Raw genomic sequence first — 16,826 nt, forward strand, 5'->3', positions numbered from 1 at the left:
GCTCAAGTCGGTGGCCCTCACGTGGTGTCGGGGTGGGCGGGCTTAAAAAGACCGCGCAGTGTACTTTGATCGCATTCCGGGCGCTAGGTTCGCGTCACACTCCGTGATCGACCGGAACTTTCCGGCCCAGCAGCGCCTGCAACTCGGCCTTTTCCGCCTCTGTCAGCCCAGCCTTCTTTAACAAAAGGTCGGTGCGGAGCCGGGCCGCTTCCTCGCCCAGCTGCTGAACCGCACCCGCCAGTTCCTTGGCGGCGCCGGCGGCATCGACCAGGCATTCCTGTGAGGCCAATTTCGCCAGGTGCTCAACATCGGGGCGGTCCCGCCACCGTTCAAGCAGTGCTCCTGTGTTAGCGCACGGACGGCGGCCGAGTTCCTCGATTAACTCGATGAGCAAGCCCACGCCGGGCCTTTCCAGCGTGGCCAAAGCGGGATTCAGCACGACTTTGTCGGCAATTTCCGGGTAGTGGACCAACCGATGAATCGCCTGGCGCACCAGATTCCGGCGGCCCGCCGCGACCTGGGCGGGTCGCGGGCGAACGGTGTGGAAGCGTTCAGCCTGCGCCGGTTCCGTGGCGGCCTCGCCGCGGACCAGGGAAACACGGTCGCGCGATAACCCGACAACCTTCGCTACTTCATCTGTCAGCAGCTCGCGAAAGATCCCAGCCGGAATGCGCTCGAGCAACGGCCGTGCCATTTCGCCCAGCCGGGCGCGGCCGTCGATACTGCGCGTGTCGACCTGCGAGCTGAGCTGCTGGATGAAATATTCAGATAGCGGCATGGCTTGTTTGATCCGCGCCTCGAACGCTTCGCGCCCTTCGGCGCCGACCAGCGAATCCGGGTCGTGCCCTTCCGGCAGAAACAAGAACCGGATCTGCCGCCCTTCGCGCACCTGGCTCAGGGAATTCTCCAGCGCCTTCCAGGCGGCCGCGCGGCCGGCCCGGTCGCCGTCGAAACAAAACGTCACTTCGTTACAGATGCGAAACACGCGTGCCAAATGCTCCGGCGTGGTGGCCGTGCCCAGCGTGGCCACTGCATAAGTGATGCCGGCCTGATGCAGCCGGACCACGTCCATGTAACCTTCAACGATCAACAGCCGCGACAGGGTTCGGGTCGCCTGCCGGGCCTCATATAAGCCATAAAGCTCGCGGCCTTTGTGAAACAGTTCCGTTTCCGGCGAGTTCATGTACTTCGGCTCGCCCTTATCGAGAATTCGACCGCCGAAACCGATGGTTCGCCCCCTCGCATCGCGAATCGGGAACATGACGCGATCGCGAAAACGGTCGTAATGACCGGACCGGTTGTCGCGCTCGATAATCAAACCCACCTGCAATAAACGTGCGCGATCGGCGTCGCTGCTGCCCAGGTGTTTCAGGATGAAATCCCACGCGTCGGGCGCGTAACCGAGGCCGAAAGTCACGGCCGTCTCGCCGGTCAGACCACGCGCCTTGAAGTAATCCTTACCACGGGCCGTGTTCATCAATTCATCGCGGTATAAGCGCGCCGCCTTATCGAGCGTGGCGAACAGCGCGTCCGACGGGGGCGGTCGTTGGCCCGGAGTTTGCTCGCGCGGCACTTCCACGCCGACCCGATCCGCGAGCTCCTCGACCGCGTCGATGAAGCCGAGATTGTCGTGCTTCATCAGGAACCCGAGCGCGTTGCCGTGCTCGCCGCAACCGAAGCAGTGATAGAAGTTCTTGTCCGGAACGACCGTGAACGACGGCGTCTTCTCACCGTGGAACGGGCAACAGCCCTTATATTCCTTGCCGGCCTTTTTCAGCGGCACGCGGCTGCCGATCAGCTCGACCAGGTCGACCCGCGCGATCAGCTCTTCGATGAAATGTTTGGGGATGAGGCCGGACACGAATACAAGAGTATGCGCGGCGACCCCGCCGGCATAGAGCCCGGACGCGTCAGCCGCCGAGCTTGGCTTTCAGCTTGGCGCTGGCGCTGGCCATGTCGGTACGGCCCTGCGCCTTCTGCTTGAGCAGCGCCATGGCCTTGCCCATCTCCTTGATGGAGGTGGCGCCGGATTCGGCAATGGCTGCGGCGATCAGGGCGTCGACTTCGGCGTCGCTGAGCTGCTGCGGCATATAGGTCTGCAGCAGTTCGATTTCCTTCTGTTCCTTGGCGACCAGGTCCTCGCGACCGCCGCTCTGGAACTGGGCGATGGATTCCTTGCGGGTCTTGATCATCTTCTCGACCACGGCCAGCACCTGGGCGTCGTCGAGCTGAATGCGCTCGTCCACTTCGCGCTGCTTGATGGCGGAAGTGATCATGCGGATGGTGCCGAGGCGCTCGCTGTCCTTGGCCTTCATCGCCGTCTTCATGTCTTCGGTGATGCGGTCTTTGAGTGAGGACATGGCGGCTTCGGAGAACTCGGCGGGGAGGGGAATCGACAGGGACGGGGCTTTGAGCCCCGTCCCTAGAGACATCTATCAGTAAGCGCGGGCGCGGGCTGGGCCGCGGCTGCTGCCGTCGCGGGTGACGCGCTTCATGTGGCGCTTCACGGCGGCGGCCTTCTTGCGTTTACGTTCCTGAGTGGGCTTCTCGTAGAATTCCCGGCGGCGCAGTTCCGTCAGGACCCCGGCCTTTTCGCAGGCGCGCTTGAAGCGCCGCAAGGCGGCATCGAAGTACTCGTTTTCTCGGACGCGAACGCTCGGCATTACTACCTCGGAATGTTGAATCGGCCACCCCCGGGCGATCGATTCGGGCCGACGGCGAGCGCCGATGAGCTGGCGTCGGGGTCGAGGCGAAACGGTACGGGGACGGTTGAGAGCGCGGCAGTCTAATAGGCCGCGCGGGGAAAAGCAAAATCCCCGGGGATTTCCCCGAGGGAAGCCTCGACTAAGTCCGTTTTTGCGGCCCGGTTCGACAGGTCTGACGGTAAAAACCCGCCTCGGGGCCGGTCGTGCGCCCCCGCTGGGGTTAAGCTTCGCGGCCCCAAGATATAGGTTCATCTTGAAAGTACTCGGTATAGAAACCTCCTGCGACGAAACCGCTGCCGCCGTTTACGACGGTGAGCGCGGGCTGCTGTCCCATGCCCTGTACAGCCAGATCCAGTTGCACGCGGTGTATGGCGGTGTGGTCCCTGAGCTGGCCTCGCGGGATCACGTGAAAAAGCTACTGCCGCTGGTCCAGCAGGCGCTCGCAGAGGCGAAAGTCGAGCCGGCTGAGCTGGACGGCGTGGCCTACACCGCCGGTCCGGGGCTGGTGGGAGCGCTGCTGGTCGGAGCTTCCGTCGCCCGAAGCCTGGCCTACGCGTGGGACAAGCCCGCGGTCGGCGTTCATCATCTGGAAGGGCATTTACTCGCGCCCATGCTCGACACGGCGGCGCCGGACTTTCCTTTCCTGGCGCTGTTGGTCTCCGGCGGTCATACCTTGCTGGCCGAAGTGCGCGGACTGGGGGATTACCAGATCATCGGCTCGTCCCTGGACGACGCCGCAGGCGAGGCGTTCGACAAAACCGCGAAATTGCTGGGACTGCCTTACCCGGGCGGGCCGGCGCTGGCCAAGCTGGCGGACACGGGCAAGCCCGGCGGCTTCGAGTTTCCCCGGCCTATGCTCGACCGCCCGGGGTTGGATTTCAGTTTCAGCGGTCTGAAGACAGCAGTAGTGGTCGCGATTCGTAATCGCCAGCTGGATGAACAGGCGCGCGCCGACGTGGCGTATGAATTTCAAGAAGCCGTGGTCGAAACCCTGGTCGCGAAGTGCGCTCGCGCCGCGAAGCAGACCGGCCTGAAGACTTTGGTGGTCGCGGGTGGCGTCGGCGCGAACCGTCGTTTGCGAGCTGAGTTGCAGACGCTCGGCGAGCGGCGCGGGCTGCGAGTGTTATATCCGCGCCCGGAGTTTTGCACCGACAACGCGGCGATGATCGCGTACGCTGGCTATCGCCGGCTCGCAGCGGGTGAGCGGGACGATTTGAAGATCCGGGCGACGGCGCGTTGGCCGCTGAATACTCTCAACGCACCCGCGCCCGTCTGACCGGTCATTATTCATTAGTCAGTACTCACTGCCTTCCATGGACAAGATCTTTCTCTCCCAGCTGAGCGTCGAATGCATCGTGGGCATTTGGGACTGGGAACGGCGGGTCAAACAGACCGTCATCATCGACGTGGAGATGGCCGCCGACATCCGCCGGGCCGCCGCGACGGATCACATCGATGACACCATCGATTACAAACGCGTCGCCAAGCGTCTGCTGGCGTTCGTCGGCGAGTCGCAATTTCAGCTGGTCGAGACCCTCACCGAAGCCATTGCGAAGGTGATCGTCACGGAGTTCGGCGTGTCGTGGGTGAAGGTGCGGCTCAACAAGCGCGGCGCCATTCGTGGCGCGCGCGATGTGGGAATCGAGATCGAGCGGCGCTCGGAGGACTACGTCGGCGTGTCGCCGACGCTGCAATCACAGCCATGACGGTTGTCTATGTCGCTGCCGGCAGCAATGTGGAGCCGGAGAAATATTTGTCAGTCGCGTTGCGTGCGCTCGCCGCGGCTTATGGGCCGCTGACTTTGTCGCCTGCGTATCGCAATCAAGCCGTCGGCTTCAGCGGCGATGACTTCATCAATTTAGTCGTCGGCTTCCACACCGAAGAAACGGTGGCCGAAGTTCGCCAGCAGCTGCAGAAAATCGAAGCGGCTTGCGATCGTCCGCCGAACGCGGCGAAGTGGGCGCCGCGAACCATGGATCTGGACATCCTGTTGTACGGCGACCTGGTGAGCAACGAACCGGGGCTCGTGATCCCGCGGCCCGATCTGGTGAAGCGGCCCTACATGCTCAAGCCGATGGCCGACATCGCGCCCGACGTGATTCATCCCACGCTCGGCAAGACCATGCGCCAGCTATGGGAAAGCTTCAACGCCGGCGAACATTCGATGGTCGAAGTGCTGCTCGACGGCGAGCCTACCAGCCCACGCTCCGACCCCCGTCGACCGCCAGTATCTGGCCGGTGACGAACGGCGCGTCCTTCGCGAAGAACAGCGCGGTGCGCACGATGTCCGGGGGCGAGCCGCTGCGTTTGAGCAAAGTTTTATCGATGATTTCCTGCTTCACGCCTTCATCCAAGCCGCCTTCGGGCCACAGAATGGGTCCGGGCGCGATGCCATTGACGCGTACTTCGGGCCCGAGCTCGCGGGCCAGGGAACGGGTCAGCATCACGAGTCCGGCCTTGGCGCTGGAATAGACGGGATGCTGAGGCAACGGGCGCTGCGCGTGGATATCGATCATGTTCAAGATGAGGCCGCGCGCTTCTTTCAGCGCCGGCGCTGCTGCCTGCGACAGAAACAGCGGCGCGCGCAGATTCGTGCCCATCAAATCGTCCCACTGCCTGGCAGTGACAGCGCCAAGAGGAGTGGGATAAAAGGTCGATGCATTGTTGATCAGCACGTCGAGTCGGCCGAATGCGCTCACGGTGGCGTCCACCAGCGCCGGCAGAGCGGCGACATCGAGCAGGTCGGCGCCGACCGCGATGGCCGAGCAGGCGCGGGCAGCGCTCAACTCGTCACGCAACTGTTCCGCTTCGCTGCCCGAACGGTGAAAATGAATGCAGACGTTGGCGCCCTCGGCGTGAAAGCCGCGCGCCAGCGCTGCGCCGATGCGGCGTGCCGCGCCGGTGATCAGGACCGACCGTCCGGCGAGTGCGTTGGAAGTGTCCATGCAGGTATGGTGAACGAACGGATGATGGCTGCAAGCCCGGCTGACTGTCAGCGCCACCCTCAGAGGGGCGCCGCTTGAGCGTGCCGTTGCCACTACCGGCGCTGTCGCCGGACGAATCGGCGCACAGCGAGCGGCTGGTCCAGCGTATCGGCGAGGCCATCGAAGCCGCTGGCGGCTGGATCAGCTTCGAGCGCTTCATGGAAATGGCGCTGTACGAACCCGGCCTCGGCTATTACAGCGCGGGCGCGACCAAGCTGGGCAGCGAAGGCGACTTCGTCACCGCGCCGGAAATTTCTCCTTTGTTCAGCCGCTGCCTGGCGAATCAGTGCGTTCAAGTGCTGGATGCGATTACGGGCGGCCACGTCCTGGAATTGGGCGCCGGCTCCGGAGTCATGGCCGCCGACGTGCTGAGCGAACTGGACCGTCAGCAGAAGGCGCCGGCTCGTTATCTCATTCTCGAAGTCAGCGCCGATCTGCGCGAGCGGCAGCGCGCGTTGTTACAGCAGCGCGTTCCGCACTTGATGGAGCGTATCGAGTGGCTTGATCGGTTGCCGGAAGAGTTTCGCGGCGTGTTGATCGCTAACGAAGTGCTCGATGCGTTACCAATTCAGCGGTTTCGTGTTCGTGGCTTGCAGGTCAATCAGTTGGGAGTGACTTCGCAGTTCGGCCGGCTCGACTGGTCCGAAGTGCACGCCGACGCTGCGCTGGAATCCGTGGTGCGCGAGATCGAGTTCAATCTGGGCGAGCCGTTCGCCGATGGCTATACCTCGGAAATCAATCTGCGGTTACAGCCGTGGATCGCAGGGATCGCAGCGTCGATGCGGGAAGGTGCGGCGTTCTTTATCGATTATGGGTTGCCGCGTCGTCAGTACTACGCTGCGAGCCGCAGCCAAGGAACGATGCTTTGTCACTTCCGCCATCGCTTTCATGACGATCCACTCATCAATGTCGGTGTGCAGGATATTGGTGCGTGGGTCGATTTCACTGCTGTTGCGGAAGCAGCCGTCGCGAGCGGGATGAATGTCGCGGGTTACACGACGCAAGCGCATTTCCTGATCGGCTGCGGCATCGAAGAATTCCTCGCGCCGAAGGACGACGACGATCTCGCGTCGCGACTACAGATGGCGCGGCAAGCGATGTTGTTGACGCTGCCCGGTGAGATGGGCGAGCGCTTCAAAGTGATCGGCTTGTCGAAGGGAGTGGAGCTGCCGCTGCGTGGGTTCAGTGTGCGGGATCTAGCGGCGTCTCTTTAATCGTCTTTTCCTTGTACTGCTTCAGCGCGCGCACGCGCTTGTCGTGCAGGCGCTTGGCAATCTCGAAGCCTTGCAGGCCGGCCCGCTCTTCCTCGCTCAGCATTACGCTCGCCGCAATCTTGCGCGCTCCGCTTAGATACTGCGGTTGCGGGTAATCGCGCTGTTCCAATCCCTTGCGGCCGCGGGCGTCCGCCTCGCAAGCGAGCAGGAATTGTTCGAAGCGCGCGGGACGGCGGAACGCATCCAGGTTTTCGAGCAATTCCAGGACTGTGTTGGGTCGCAGCTCGGTGACCTTATGCATGTGCAAGTGATATTTCGACACCAGCACGCCGAGCTCGCGGTATGCGTTGGGAATTCGCAGCCGATCGCACATTTCCTCGACGATGCCGACGCCTCGCTCCTCATGCCTGACGTGTCGAGGTAACTCATGAGTGGGCGTCGCCGCCTTGCCTAGATCGTGCGTGAGCGCGGCGAACCTTACGATTGGATCGTTGCTGAGCTGCGTGGCCTGATCGAGCACCATCATGGTGTGCAGACCGGTGTCGATCTCCGGATGCCACTGCTCCGGCTGTGGCACGCCGAACAACGCATGCACTTCCGGGAAGATTACGGGCAACGCATTTCCTTCACGCAGCACTTCGAAGAACTGCCTCGGCGCCGGCATTTCAAGTGCGCGCTGAGTCTCCTGCCACACGCGCTCAGGCACGAGCGCATCGAGCTCGCCGCGCGCCGCGATCTCTCGTACCAACTCCATCGTTTCGGGCGCAACCCGGAAACCCAACGGCGCGAACCGCGCTGCGAACCGCGCCAAGCGGAGCACGCGCACTGGGTCCTCGATGAACGCGGGCGATACATGACGGAGCCAGCGTTCTTGCAGATCCCGCTGGCCATGAAACGGATCGACGAGCTGGCCCGTGGCTTCATCGCGCGCGATGGCGTTGATCGTCAGGTCGCGCCGCTCCAGGTCCTGCTCCAGCGTCACGTCCGGCGAAAACATCGTATCGAAGCCGCGGTAGCCCGGACCCGTCTTGCGCTCGGTTCGAGCCAGTGCGTACTCCTCGCCGGTCTCCGGATGCAGGAACACCGGAAAGTCCTTGCCGACCGCCTTGAATCCTTCCGCCAGTAATTCTTCCGGGCGCGCGCCCACCACGACCCAGTCGCGCTCACGCACGGCCAGGCCGAGCAACTCATCGCGTACCGCGCCGCCGACCAGATAAATGTTCATACTGCATTTTGTCTCAGTTCGCGAGCTGGGACAAAATGCCTAAAGGTTGAGCTCCCGACCCGCGATGCCCCGAACGGATGACACCTTGAGCTTCATTTGCCGCCTCGCTCGCCTGCTGCTGATCCTGACTGCTTCGCTGTCGGCCAGCGGCTGCTACTTGATGCAAGCCGCCGGCGGCCAATGGGAGCTCACCTCCAAACGCCAGCCCATCGCCGAAGTGCTCGCTGACGACCGCACGCCGGAGAAACTGCGCGATCGACTCGAGTACGTATCCGCCGCGCGGACGTTCGCTTCTCAAGAGCTTGGCCTGCCGGATAACGACAGCTATCGCAGCTATGCCGATGTCGGTCGGCCTTTCGTGGTGTGGAATGTCTTCGCCACCGATGAGTTCTCCGTCCAGCCGCGCCGCTGGTGCTTTCCCATCGCTGGTTGCGTCGTTTATCGCGGCTACTTCGACGAAGACAATGCCCAAGGCTACGCGCGCCGCCTGCGCCTGAAAGGCATGGACACCGCCGTCGGTGGCGTGTCCGCTTATTCAACGCTCGGGCACTTCAAGGACCCGGTGCTGAACACCATGCTCGGCTGGAGCGACGTGCAACTCGCATCGACCCTGTTCCACGAGCTCGCACATCAAGTCGTCTACATACCCGGCGACTCCGAGTTCAACGAAGCCTTCGCCACCGTGGTCGAAGAAGCCGGCCTGCAACGTTGGCTCGCCTCTCGCGGCCGTTTACAAGAAATCGACGCCTGGAATGAACAGCGCCAGCGCAACGCTCAGTTCGTCGGCCTGCTACTGCAAACTCGCGAACGCCTCGAGGCCCTGTACCGCTCCGACGCTCCCGATGAAGAGAAGCGGGATCGCAAGCAGTACGAGTTTGGCGTGCTCAAACTGCAATACTCGCAGCTCAAGGACCAGTGGAAGGGTTATCGCGGCTATGACGCGTGGTTCGGACGGACTTTGAACAACGCGCACCTTGTGTCGGCGGCGACGTATTACGGATGCGTGCCTCGGTTGCGAGAGATACTGCAGTTGGTGGATGGGAATCTGCCAGCGTTCTATGAAAAAGCTCGTGAGTTGGCTAAGGAAACAAGAGAGGCGCGGGCGGCGGCTGTTTGCTCTGAGGAATCACCCCCCGTCACCGCCGCTGGCTCGGCTGTGGTGGCGCAGTGAGTCTGGAAGGAACGGTCGCGGCATTTGACATCCCGGCGAGTCGTGCTCGATTAGGAGATTGAGGGTCGCGCCCGCGGCAATCAATTTTTGTAACAATCAGGTGCGAGGTCCCTTCGCGTCGCACCGTTTGAGCCCAACTTTCATAGTCCGTTCTCTCGAACTGTCGCCAAGCGGCGTCGCTTAGTTGCGCCGCATCGTCAGAAAAACTCCCATCGCGGGCGATCGTGCAATTTCTGCATATTTTGCGGAAGGCGAATCGCAAGTATCGTGCGCCGCTCATGAGTGTGGCGCAAAGTTCGAGATCGCAGAGCAAACATCGCATGCAGCTGTGGCTGCGGGTGCTTGCTGCCTCGATCTGTGTCGGTTGTCTGAGCGTTGCGGGTGCGGAAGCGAATATCTCCCAGTCGGGACCGACGCCTTGTCCACAAGCAGCAAAGGATTGGCCCGGTGAAGGCGTGGTCCGCGTGTTCGGCTGGATGCAGCAGAACCGCGAGAGTTTCTGGAAGCAGCGTGAGCGCAAGCAAGGCGCGTGGGTGCTGGCGGGCGACTCGCTGCTGGGGAATTGGAAGACGTCGGAGCGCGATCTGGCTCCCACGCCGACGGCGAATCGGGCGATCGGTGGCGACGTGAGTCGCGGGCTCCTGTTTCGTTTCCGGGAGGACGTGCTCGATCTGAATCCGCGCGGCATTGTCGTGCTGATCGGCGGCAACGATCTGAGCGCGTTGCAGAATACGGACCAGACCGCAAGAAATATCGACCGTATGCTCCAGGCGATCCGCGCGAAAGAGCAGTCGTTGCCGGTCATCCTGTGCACGTTACCGCCGCGCAATAGCGACAAGGCGCCAATCAAGCAGTCCGAGCTCACCAGGCTCAACGCCAGCATTCGCGAGCTGGCGCAGAAGTACGACAACGTCGAGTTGCTCGATCTGTTTCCATTGTTTGCAACCGCCGACGGCCAGCCGCAGCTGCAGTTGTTGGCGGCGGATCGTTTGCATATCGGCCCCGAGGGCTACGAAGTTTTAGGTCGCGCGCTCAAGGCGAAGATCGAGTCGCTGCCAGGCAGATCGGGATGAGGTGGCGTTGAATCATCGTCCAGGGTATCGACGAGGGTGACCATCAATGGATAGCTCTCCGCCAGTTCAGACGGAGCTCGCAAAGAAGCGGGACTCTCGAGGCACTACGGCATCCGCTACGGCCTTTCTCGATACGTTGCGATTCACGGCCGCCAATCTGGTGCTGCTGTCGCATATCTTCGTCGTGTACTTCGACAACAAGTTGAGTTACGAAGGCCGGGGCGTCGCGGTCATCATTCTGTTCGTGCTGTCCGGCTTTCTGATTACACGGTCGTTGCTGTATCGGGCGAAAAAACCGGGCGAGCACATGCCGGCCTTTCTGGCGGATCGCGTGGCTCGCATCATGACGCCGTTCGTGCCAGTGCTGCTGATCATCGCGCTGTTGAACGCGACGGTGATTCACACCCGCTGGAGCCTCGACGGGCTGAGCACGGGGTTCATTGCGCTGGCGGGTAATTTGCTTCTTTTGTTCGACTATCCGATTTTCCAGTTGCTGGACCTCGCGCATATCGACGTGTGGTGGCGCATTCGCCCGTACAACACCGCCGAGCCGTTCTGGACGGTGGCGATCGAGTTCTGGATTTACATCGCCGCGAGCTTGTTGTTCTTCTGCGCGATCCGTCGTGAGCGCATTCGCATGGGCTGGGTCGTGTTGCTGGCGGCGATCAGCGTGCCGGTGGTGATCTGGAATGCAGCGGACGGCGCTGGCAAGTCGCTGTCGCTGATCTGGCTCGTGGGTGGCATGGCCGGCTTTCTGGTCGTGTACCTGGGCGTCGATAGCCCCGCCTCACGTTCCAAGTTGCTCGCTACTTTGATCGTGACGTGCGGAGCGGCGGCTCTCGGCGCGCGCATCGTGAAGCTCGGGTTCGATCCTTACGACTTGCAGACGGCGTTTCTGATGACCGTCATCTTTTTCGGCATCTTCCTGCGGCTGAATCAGGCGGCGACGGCGTGGAAGATTCCGGCAGCGCTCGCGAAGTTCGGCGCATCGTACAGTTATAGCCTCTATCTCGTGCACAACACCGTGCTCGTCCTCGTGTTCGAGAACACTCACGGCTGGCCTAAGGCATTCGCCATCGCGTTTGGCGTCGTGCTGGCGCACCTGGTGGCGCTGCTGGTGTATCACTCCTTCGAGAAGCACCATCGGGCCGTTGGCACTTATCTGCGGCCGATATTCGCTCGTGTTCTGCTGCGCCCGGAGGTTGCCACGACGGCTCAGCCGCAAGCGGCGTCGTCGGACAACCCCCGTGACCGGGAGCCGCGTCTAGCGCAAACGTAACGCGTTGCTGATGACGGAGACCGACGACAGGCTCATCGCCAGCGCCGCCAACATCGGACTCAGCAGCCAACCTGTGAACGGGTAGAGCACGCCGGCGGCGATGGGGATGCCGAGCGCGTTGTAGCCGAATGCGAAGAACAGGTTCTGGCGAATGTTTCCAACGGTCGCGCGACTCAGGTGGCGGGCGCGGACGATGCCGGTCAGATCGCCTTTCACGAGAGTAACTTGAGCGCTTTCCATCGCAATGTCGGTGCCCGTGCCCATGGCGATGCCGACGTCGGCTTTTGCGAGAGCGGGCGCGTCGTTGATGCCGTCGCCCGCCATGGCCACGCGTCGGCCCTGCGATTGAAGTCTTGCGATTACGTTCGCTTTGTCCGCCGGTTGAACCTCGGCGATCACCTCGTCGATGGATAAGTGTCGGGCGACGGCGCGAGCGGTGGCTTCGTTGTCGCCGGTGAGCATGACCAGCTTCAAGCCATCTTGCTTCAGCGCCTGCAAAGCTTGCGAGGTGGTGTCCTTGATCGAATCGCCGACGGCGATGGCGCCGGCGAGTTGGCCGTCGACGCTCAGAAATACGACGGTACGGCCCTCCTGGCGAAGTGCAGCGACCTGATCGCCGAGCTTATCGATCGATGCACCCACGGCGGTCATGAGCGCTTTGTTTCCTAGTGCCAGATCATGGCCATTGGCGCTACCACGCACGCCTTGTCCCGTGACCGACTTGAAGCCAGTGACCTTGGCAGGGCGGACGCCGCGTTGTTCCGCGCCCGTAACGATTGCGCGGGCCAGCGGATGTTCGCTGGCGAGATCGAGGCCGGCGGCCCAGCTGAGTATCTGCGATTCCGAGTGGCCGTTGAGCGCGATGACCCGCTCCAGGCTGGGCCGGCCGACTGTGATCGTGCCGGTCTTGTCCAACACGAGGGTGTCGACGTTGCGCAGATTTTCGATGGCCTGCGCGTCTCGGAACAACACGCCTTGTTGAGCGCCGCGTCCGCTCGCGACCATGATGGAGATCGGCGTTGCCAGTCCCAGCGCGCAGGGACACGCGATAATCAGCACTGCCACCGCGTTCACCAATGCATACGCGAGTCTCGGCTCCGGGCCGATGAACCACCAGGCCGCGAACGTAGCGATGGCGATCACGATGACAGCCGGCACGAACCACGCTGCGACTTGATCCGCGAGTCGCTGCAGTGGCGCGCGAGAGCGCTGAGCTTGTGCGACGAGTGCGACGATTTGAGAGAGAAGGCTTTCTGCACCGACGCGTTCTGCTACGACGATCAGCGTGCCGGTTTGATTCACAGTCGCGCCGGTGACGCGATCGCCCGCCGATTTTTCCACTGGCATGGGTTCGCCGGTGAGCATGGATTCGTCCACGCTGGAATGGCCGTCGGCTACGCGACCGTCCACTGGGATCTTCTCGCCCGGTCGGACCCGCAGTCGATCGCCGGCATGTACGTGTCCGAGAGGGACGTCGTGTTCTGTTCCGTCCGCGTCGATGCGACGAGCGGTCTTCGGTGCGAGACCGAGGAGTTGGCGGATGGCGGCACTGGTCCGGCCTCGCGCACGCAGCTCCAGCCATTCGCCCAGGAGCACGAGAGTGACGATGGAGCTGGCCACTTCGTAGTACACGCCGACCATGCCGTGCGCGTCGCGCAGTTCCGCAGGGAACACGTTCGGAATGAAGGTGGCGATCAAGCTGTAGCCGAATGCGATGCAGACGCCGAGGCCGATCAGTGTGTACATATTCGGAGCTCGATGCACGACGCCCATCCAGCCGCGTTTGTAATAGTCCGCGGCTGCCCAGAGAACAACCGGCGCACTGAGGAGCAACTCGAACCAGCGCAAGTTGCGCATGGTTGCGTGTGACATCGCGAGGTCGAGTAGATGTGGAGCCATCGCGATGACGATCACGGGCAACGTGAGCACCAGCGAGATCCAGAATTTCCGGCGCACGCCGCGCAACTCGCTGTCATCGACATGCTCAGAGGGAAGCTCGGGCTCCAGCGCCATGCCGCACTTCGGACAGGTGCCCGGACCCACCTGTCGAATCTCGGGATGCATCGGACACGTGTAGATCGTACCCGCGGGCAGCTCGTCGCGCACGGGCGCGGGCTTTGTGGAGCAGCAGGTGTGAGCTGCTGGCGCTGGCTCACTCACGGCTGGCGCATGCGAATGTTTGTTGCCAGTCGAGCAGCAGGATTTGGGATGATGGTGGGCCATGGGAATCCGCCTCACTGCGGAGGCAAGCCGGCCAGGTCGGCCAGAATGGGACAATCGGGGCGGGCGTCGCCGTGACAGTGTTCGGCGAGATCCGCCAACGCGGCGCGCATGGACTGCAGCTCGGCGATCTTGCTGTCGAGATCGGCGATATGTTTCTGGGCGAGCCGCTTCACCTGCTCGCTGGCGCGGCGCTGATTGCGCCACAGGCTGAGCAGAGTCCCGATCTCATCCATCGAAAAGCCGAAGCTCCGGGCGCGCTGGATGAAGCGCAGCGTGTGAATGTCCGCGGACGTGTAGACACGATAATCGCCGGCAGTGCGAGTGGCTTTAGGGATCAGCTCCAGCGATTCATAGTGTCGAATCATCTTGGGCGTGAGTCCCGATAATTCGGCGGCTCTACCGATACTGTAGAAGCCGCGTTCCTTGGCCTCAGCGAATTCCGCACGACTTTTAACGGCAGGCATGACCATGCTCAGATCCAACATGGCTGCATGATGAACCTTGCCATGGTGGCAAGGTCAAGCACTGCGTTTGCTCCGGATTGGGCTCAGAACTCCGCTGTGAACCCGATGCCTCGGCGCTTCGGTTCGGGTTGCTGGATCAAGGCCCGGATTGCTTCGACGATGTCAGCAATGGCGTGGTCATGCGTTGCAAGCTTGCGCTCCAGTTCGGCGAGCTTCTGGGCCAGCTGTTTATTAGACGCAAGTAGCTGACGCATGCGCACGAAGGTGCGCATGATTTCGATATTGACGGTGATTGCCCTGCGACTCTTCAACACGGAGGAGAGCATGGCGATTCCCTGTTCGGTGAATGCGCACGGGGTGTAGCGCCGGCCACCGTGTCCAGCACTTGAGGTCACAATCTGTGACCTCAAGTTGCTCCACTCCGCGGCGGTGAGCTGAAGCATGAAGTCTTGGAAAGCGTTCGAGATTGCGTTTCACCGCCTGAAGAAGGGCCTTGGTCTGCACGCCGTAAAGCGTTGCAAGGTCGGCGTCGAGTAGCACTTTCTGGCCGCGCACGATGACGATCGAAGGTGCGATTTGCTGGATCGAACGCGGGGATGCCGGTTTTGCCTTGCGCATTGGACGCTCCTTGGCTGTTGGCAGATTCGCAAGCCATGAAGAAGCGTCGCAGCGATTCTGAGCGGAGGATGCTCGAATATCTGGGCTTTTTTACTAGAAATGCGGCTGAAAAGACCTTTGCACTTGAGGTCACAATCTGTGACCTCAAGTTATCCCGCTCAGCAGCAGTTACTCGGGAGCCGCTCCTCTCCGCTCGGAGAGGGGCGGGGTCTCTAGCCCTATTGGATCGTGAACACCAGCGTCGAGTTGCCGCGACGGATGGTCAGAGCGAACGCCGTTGCGCCGTTCACCGCTTGACGCAGCTGGTCGACGGTTGTCACGCGAACGCGGCCGATGGCGAGGATGACGTCGTTGGCGCGCAGGCCGGCCTGCTGAGCCGGGCTGCCGTCGGCGACGTTTTCCACCAGCACGCCGGCGTTGTTCGCTGCGTTCGTCAGCGCGGCGCCTTCCAGGGCTGGGTGGATCTGCGCAGCGCCTTCGCCGTCAGCGCCATCGCGCTCGCCGATCACAGCGCTCACGCGACGCGGCTTGCCCTCGCGGATCAAGCCCAGCTCGACCTTCTCGCCGATGCGCAGCAGGCCGATGGTGTTACGAAGCTCACCGGCGTTAGCCACGTTACGACCGTTGATCGAGGTGATGACGTCGCCAGCCTTGATGCCTGCCTTGTCCGCAGGCGAGCCTTCGATGACCTGCGACACCAACGCGCCGCGCGCATTTTCCAGGCCGAGGTTTTCAGCGATGCCGGGCGTGAAATTGTTGGAGAGCTGCACGCCCAGCATGCCGCGCTTCACCTCGCCGTACTGGACGAGCTGCGACATCACGGCCTTCACCATGTTGGAAGGAATGGCGAAGCCGATGCCGATGTTGCCGCCGCTGCCGGAGAAGATGGCGGTGTTGACGCCAACCAGCTGACCTTTCAAATCCACCAGCGCGCCGCCGGAGTTGCCCGGATTGATGGGCGCGTCGGTCTGGATGAAGTCCTGATATGACTCAGGATTGTTATCGGAGCGGCCGAGCGCGCTGATGATGCCCGAGGTGACGGTGTGATTGAGCGCGAACGGATTGCCGATCGCCAGCACGAAGTCGCCCACCTCGGCTTTCGCAGAATCGGCCAGCGGCATTTCCACCAGATTTTTCGCGACAACTTTCAGCACCGCCACGTCCGAAGCCTTGTCGCGGCCGACGATCTCGGCCTTGACCTGGCGGTCATCGAGCAACGTCACGGTGATCTCGTCGGCATTCTCGATCACGTGCGCATTGGTGATGATGTAGCCGTTCTTCGCGTCGACGATGACGCCCGAGCCCGCGCTCTGGAATTGTCGCTCACGCGGCCCCATCTCAGGAGCATCGAAGAAGCGGCGGAAGAACGGATCTTCCAGCAAGGGATTGCGGGGCCGCTGCTCTCGCACCGTGCCGCGCGTGGCGATGTTCACCACGGCGGGCGACGCCTTTTTCACGATGGGCGCCAGTGACGGCACCGGTGTGTCACCAACCTTTTCCGGCAGCTGAGCGGCGGCGCCCGTGTTGTAGAGCAGAGCCGTCGCGGCCAGCAGCCCGTAAACGTGTCTCATGAAGCGATCCTACGGTGGCAGGCGGCTCCAGGCCGCCCTTGGCAAGTCATTGACGATGGTTATGGATTTGAATTCAAGGCCAGATTCTATGAGCAATCCCGCTGGATTGGCATTTCGAGTCCGTAATCCGCCCCGATGAACGCCGCTCAGCCACGAAGCGTTGCATGCAGTGCACTGTGGATAGGGTTGTGCAGAGGGCGGTGGGCAGGATGTGGATAACTTGTGCGCATACCGTTGATCGAGGGTGGACACAAGATGTTGTGGTTTGTCGCAGCAGCGTAGATACTGGTGGCCTCTTT

15 protein-coding genes and 1 pseudogene are annotated in these 16,826 nt (G+C 62.3%); 7 read left to right on the forward strand and 9 right to left on the reverse strand.

Annotated features, from left to right (window positions below; translation table 11 throughout):
* Positions 1 to 94: 94 nt before the first annotated feature.
* The 3 genes from dnaG to rpsU form a co-directional block, all read right to left on the reverse strand.
* Entirely contained in the window at positions 95 to 1,861 is a 1,767-nt protein-coding gene (gene dnaG, locus VGD45_RS31205; RefSeq protein ID WP_331159328.1) for a DNA primase, read from the reverse strand.
* Between the two features lie 49 nt (positions 1,862 to 1,910).
* On the reverse strand, positions 1,911 to 2,360 hold the full coding sequence (locus VGD45_RS31210; protein WP_331159329.1) for a GatB/YqeY domain-containing protein: 450 nt from the start codon (positions 2,358 to 2,360) through the stop codon (positions 1,911 to 1,913).
* Between the two features lie 75 nt (positions 2,361 to 2,435).
* Positions 2,436 to 2,663 (reverse strand): 30S ribosomal protein S21, encoded by a 228-nt coding sequence (gene rpsU / locus VGD45_RS31215; RefSeq protein WP_129642111.1) that lies wholly within the window; start codon positions 2,661 to 2,663, stop codon positions 2,436 to 2,438.
* Positions 2,664 to 2,958: 295 nt separating this feature from the next.
* Between rpsU and tsaD the strand changes: the two genes are divergently transcribed.
* Genes tsaD through folK form a run of 3 tightly spaced genes read left to right on the forward strand, consistent with a single transcriptional unit; the run spans position 2,959 to position 4,947 of the window.
* Entirely contained in the window at positions 2,959 to 3,981 is a 1,023-nt protein-coding gene (gene tsaD, locus VGD45_RS31220) for a tRNA (adenosine(37)-N6)-threonylcarbamoyltransferase complex transferase subunit TsaD (protein ID WP_331159330.1), read from the forward strand.
* 37 nt (positions 3,982 to 4,018) lie between these two features.
* Positions 4,019 to 4,411 carry a dihydroneopterin aldolase gene (gene folB / locus VGD45_RS31225; protein WP_331159331.1) on the forward strand — a complete coding sequence of 131 codons (393 nt, stop codon included), beginning with the start codon at positions 4,019 to 4,021 and terminating at the stop codon, positions 4,409 to 4,411.
* The gene (gene folK, locus VGD45_RS31230; protein WP_331159332.1) at positions 4,408 to 4,947 is read left to right on the forward strand and encodes a 2-amino-4-hydroxy-6-hydroxymethyldihydropteridine diphosphokinase; all 540 of its coding nucleotides are present in this window, start codon (positions 4,408 to 4,410) and stop codon (positions 4,945 to 4,947) included. The genes folB and folK overlap by 4 nt, the downstream gene beginning before the upstream one ends.
* On the opposite strand, the gene VGD45_RS31235 is transcribed toward folK, so the two are convergent.
* A complete protein-coding gene (locus VGD45_RS31235; protein WP_331159333.1) occupies positions 4,898 to 5,650 on the reverse strand; it encodes a pteridine reductase in 753 nt (250 codons plus the stop codon). The genes folK and VGD45_RS31235 overlap by 50 nt on opposite strands.
* An 80-nt stretch (positions 5,651 to 5,730) precedes the next feature.
* Here VGD45_RS31235 and VGD45_RS31240 point away from each other — a divergent pair, with 80 nt between their 5' ends.
* Positions 5,731 to 6,903 (forward strand): class I SAM-dependent methyltransferase, encoded by a 1,173-nt coding sequence (locus VGD45_RS31240; protein WP_331159448.1) that lies wholly within the window; start codon positions 5,731 to 5,733, stop codon positions 6,901 to 6,903.
* Here VGD45_RS31240 and VGD45_RS31245 read toward each other — a convergent pair.
* Complete coding sequence (locus VGD45_RS31245; protein ID WP_331159334.1) at positions 6,872 to 8,128, reverse strand: multifunctional CCA addition/repair protein; 1,257 nt, start codon at positions 8,126 to 8,128, stop codon at positions 6,872 to 6,874. The genes VGD45_RS31240 and VGD45_RS31245 overlap by 32 nt on opposite strands.
* Before the next feature lie 85 nt (positions 8,129 to 8,213).
* Here VGD45_RS31245 and VGD45_RS31250 point away from each other — a divergent pair, with 85 nt between their 5' ends.
* The 3 genes from VGD45_RS31250 (at position 8,214) to VGD45_RS31260 (ending at position 11,651) form a co-directional block, all read left to right on the forward strand.
* Entirely contained in the window at positions 8,214 to 9,299 is a 1,086-nt protein-coding gene (locus tag VGD45_RS31250; protein WP_331159335.1) for an aminopeptidase, read from the forward strand.
* A 320-nt stretch (positions 9,300 to 9,619) separates the two neighbouring features.
* On the forward strand, positions 9,620 to 10,372 hold the full coding sequence (locus VGD45_RS31255; RefSeq protein WP_331159336.1) for an SGNH/GDSL hydrolase family protein: 753 nt from the start codon (positions 9,620 to 9,622) through the stop codon (positions 10,370 to 10,372).
* Positions 10,373 to 10,418: 46 nt separating this feature from the next.
* On the forward strand, positions 10,419 to 11,651 hold the full coding sequence (locus tag VGD45_RS31260) for an acyltransferase (RefSeq protein WP_331159337.1): 1,233 nt from the start codon (positions 10,419 to 10,421) through the stop codon (positions 11,649 to 11,651).
* Here the strand turns inward: VGD45_RS31260 and VGD45_RS31265 are convergent.
* The 4 genes and pseudogenes from VGD45_RS31265 to VGD45_RS31280 all read right to left on the reverse strand — a co-directional run bounded on the left by VGD45_RS31265 (position 11,637) and on the right by VGD45_RS31280 (position 16,527).
* Positions 11,637 to 13,874: a copper-transporting P-type ATPase gene (locus VGD45_RS31265; protein ID WP_414717618.1), complete on the reverse strand. Its 2,238-nt coding sequence runs from the start codon at positions 13,872 to 13,874 to the stop codon at positions 11,637 to 11,639. The genes VGD45_RS31260 and VGD45_RS31265 overlap by 15 nt on opposite strands.
* Positions 13,875 to 13,885: 11 nt before the next feature.
* Positions 13,886 to 14,338 carry a Cu(I)-responsive transcriptional regulator gene (cueR, locus tag VGD45_RS31270; RefSeq protein WP_331159338.1) on the reverse strand — a complete coding sequence of 151 codons (453 nt, stop codon included), beginning with the start codon at positions 14,336 to 14,338 and terminating at the stop codon, positions 13,886 to 13,888.
* 83 nt (positions 14,339 to 14,421) lie between these two features.
* Positions 14,422 to 14,956, reverse strand: a pseudogene (locus tag VGD45_RS31275) (ORF6N domain-containing protein).
* Positions 14,957 to 15,174: 218 nt separating this feature from the next.
* Entirely contained in the window at positions 15,175 to 16,527 is a 1,353-nt protein-coding gene (locus VGD45_RS31280; RefSeq protein ID WP_331159340.1) for a Do family serine endopeptidase, read from the reverse strand.
* Positions 16,528 to 16,826 lie beyond the last annotated feature (299 nt).

This window comes from Steroidobacter sp., from assembly GCF_036402275.1.
Taxonomy (GTDB): Bacteria; Pseudomonadota; Gammaproteobacteria; order Steroidobacterales; family Steroidobacteraceae; genus Steroidobacter.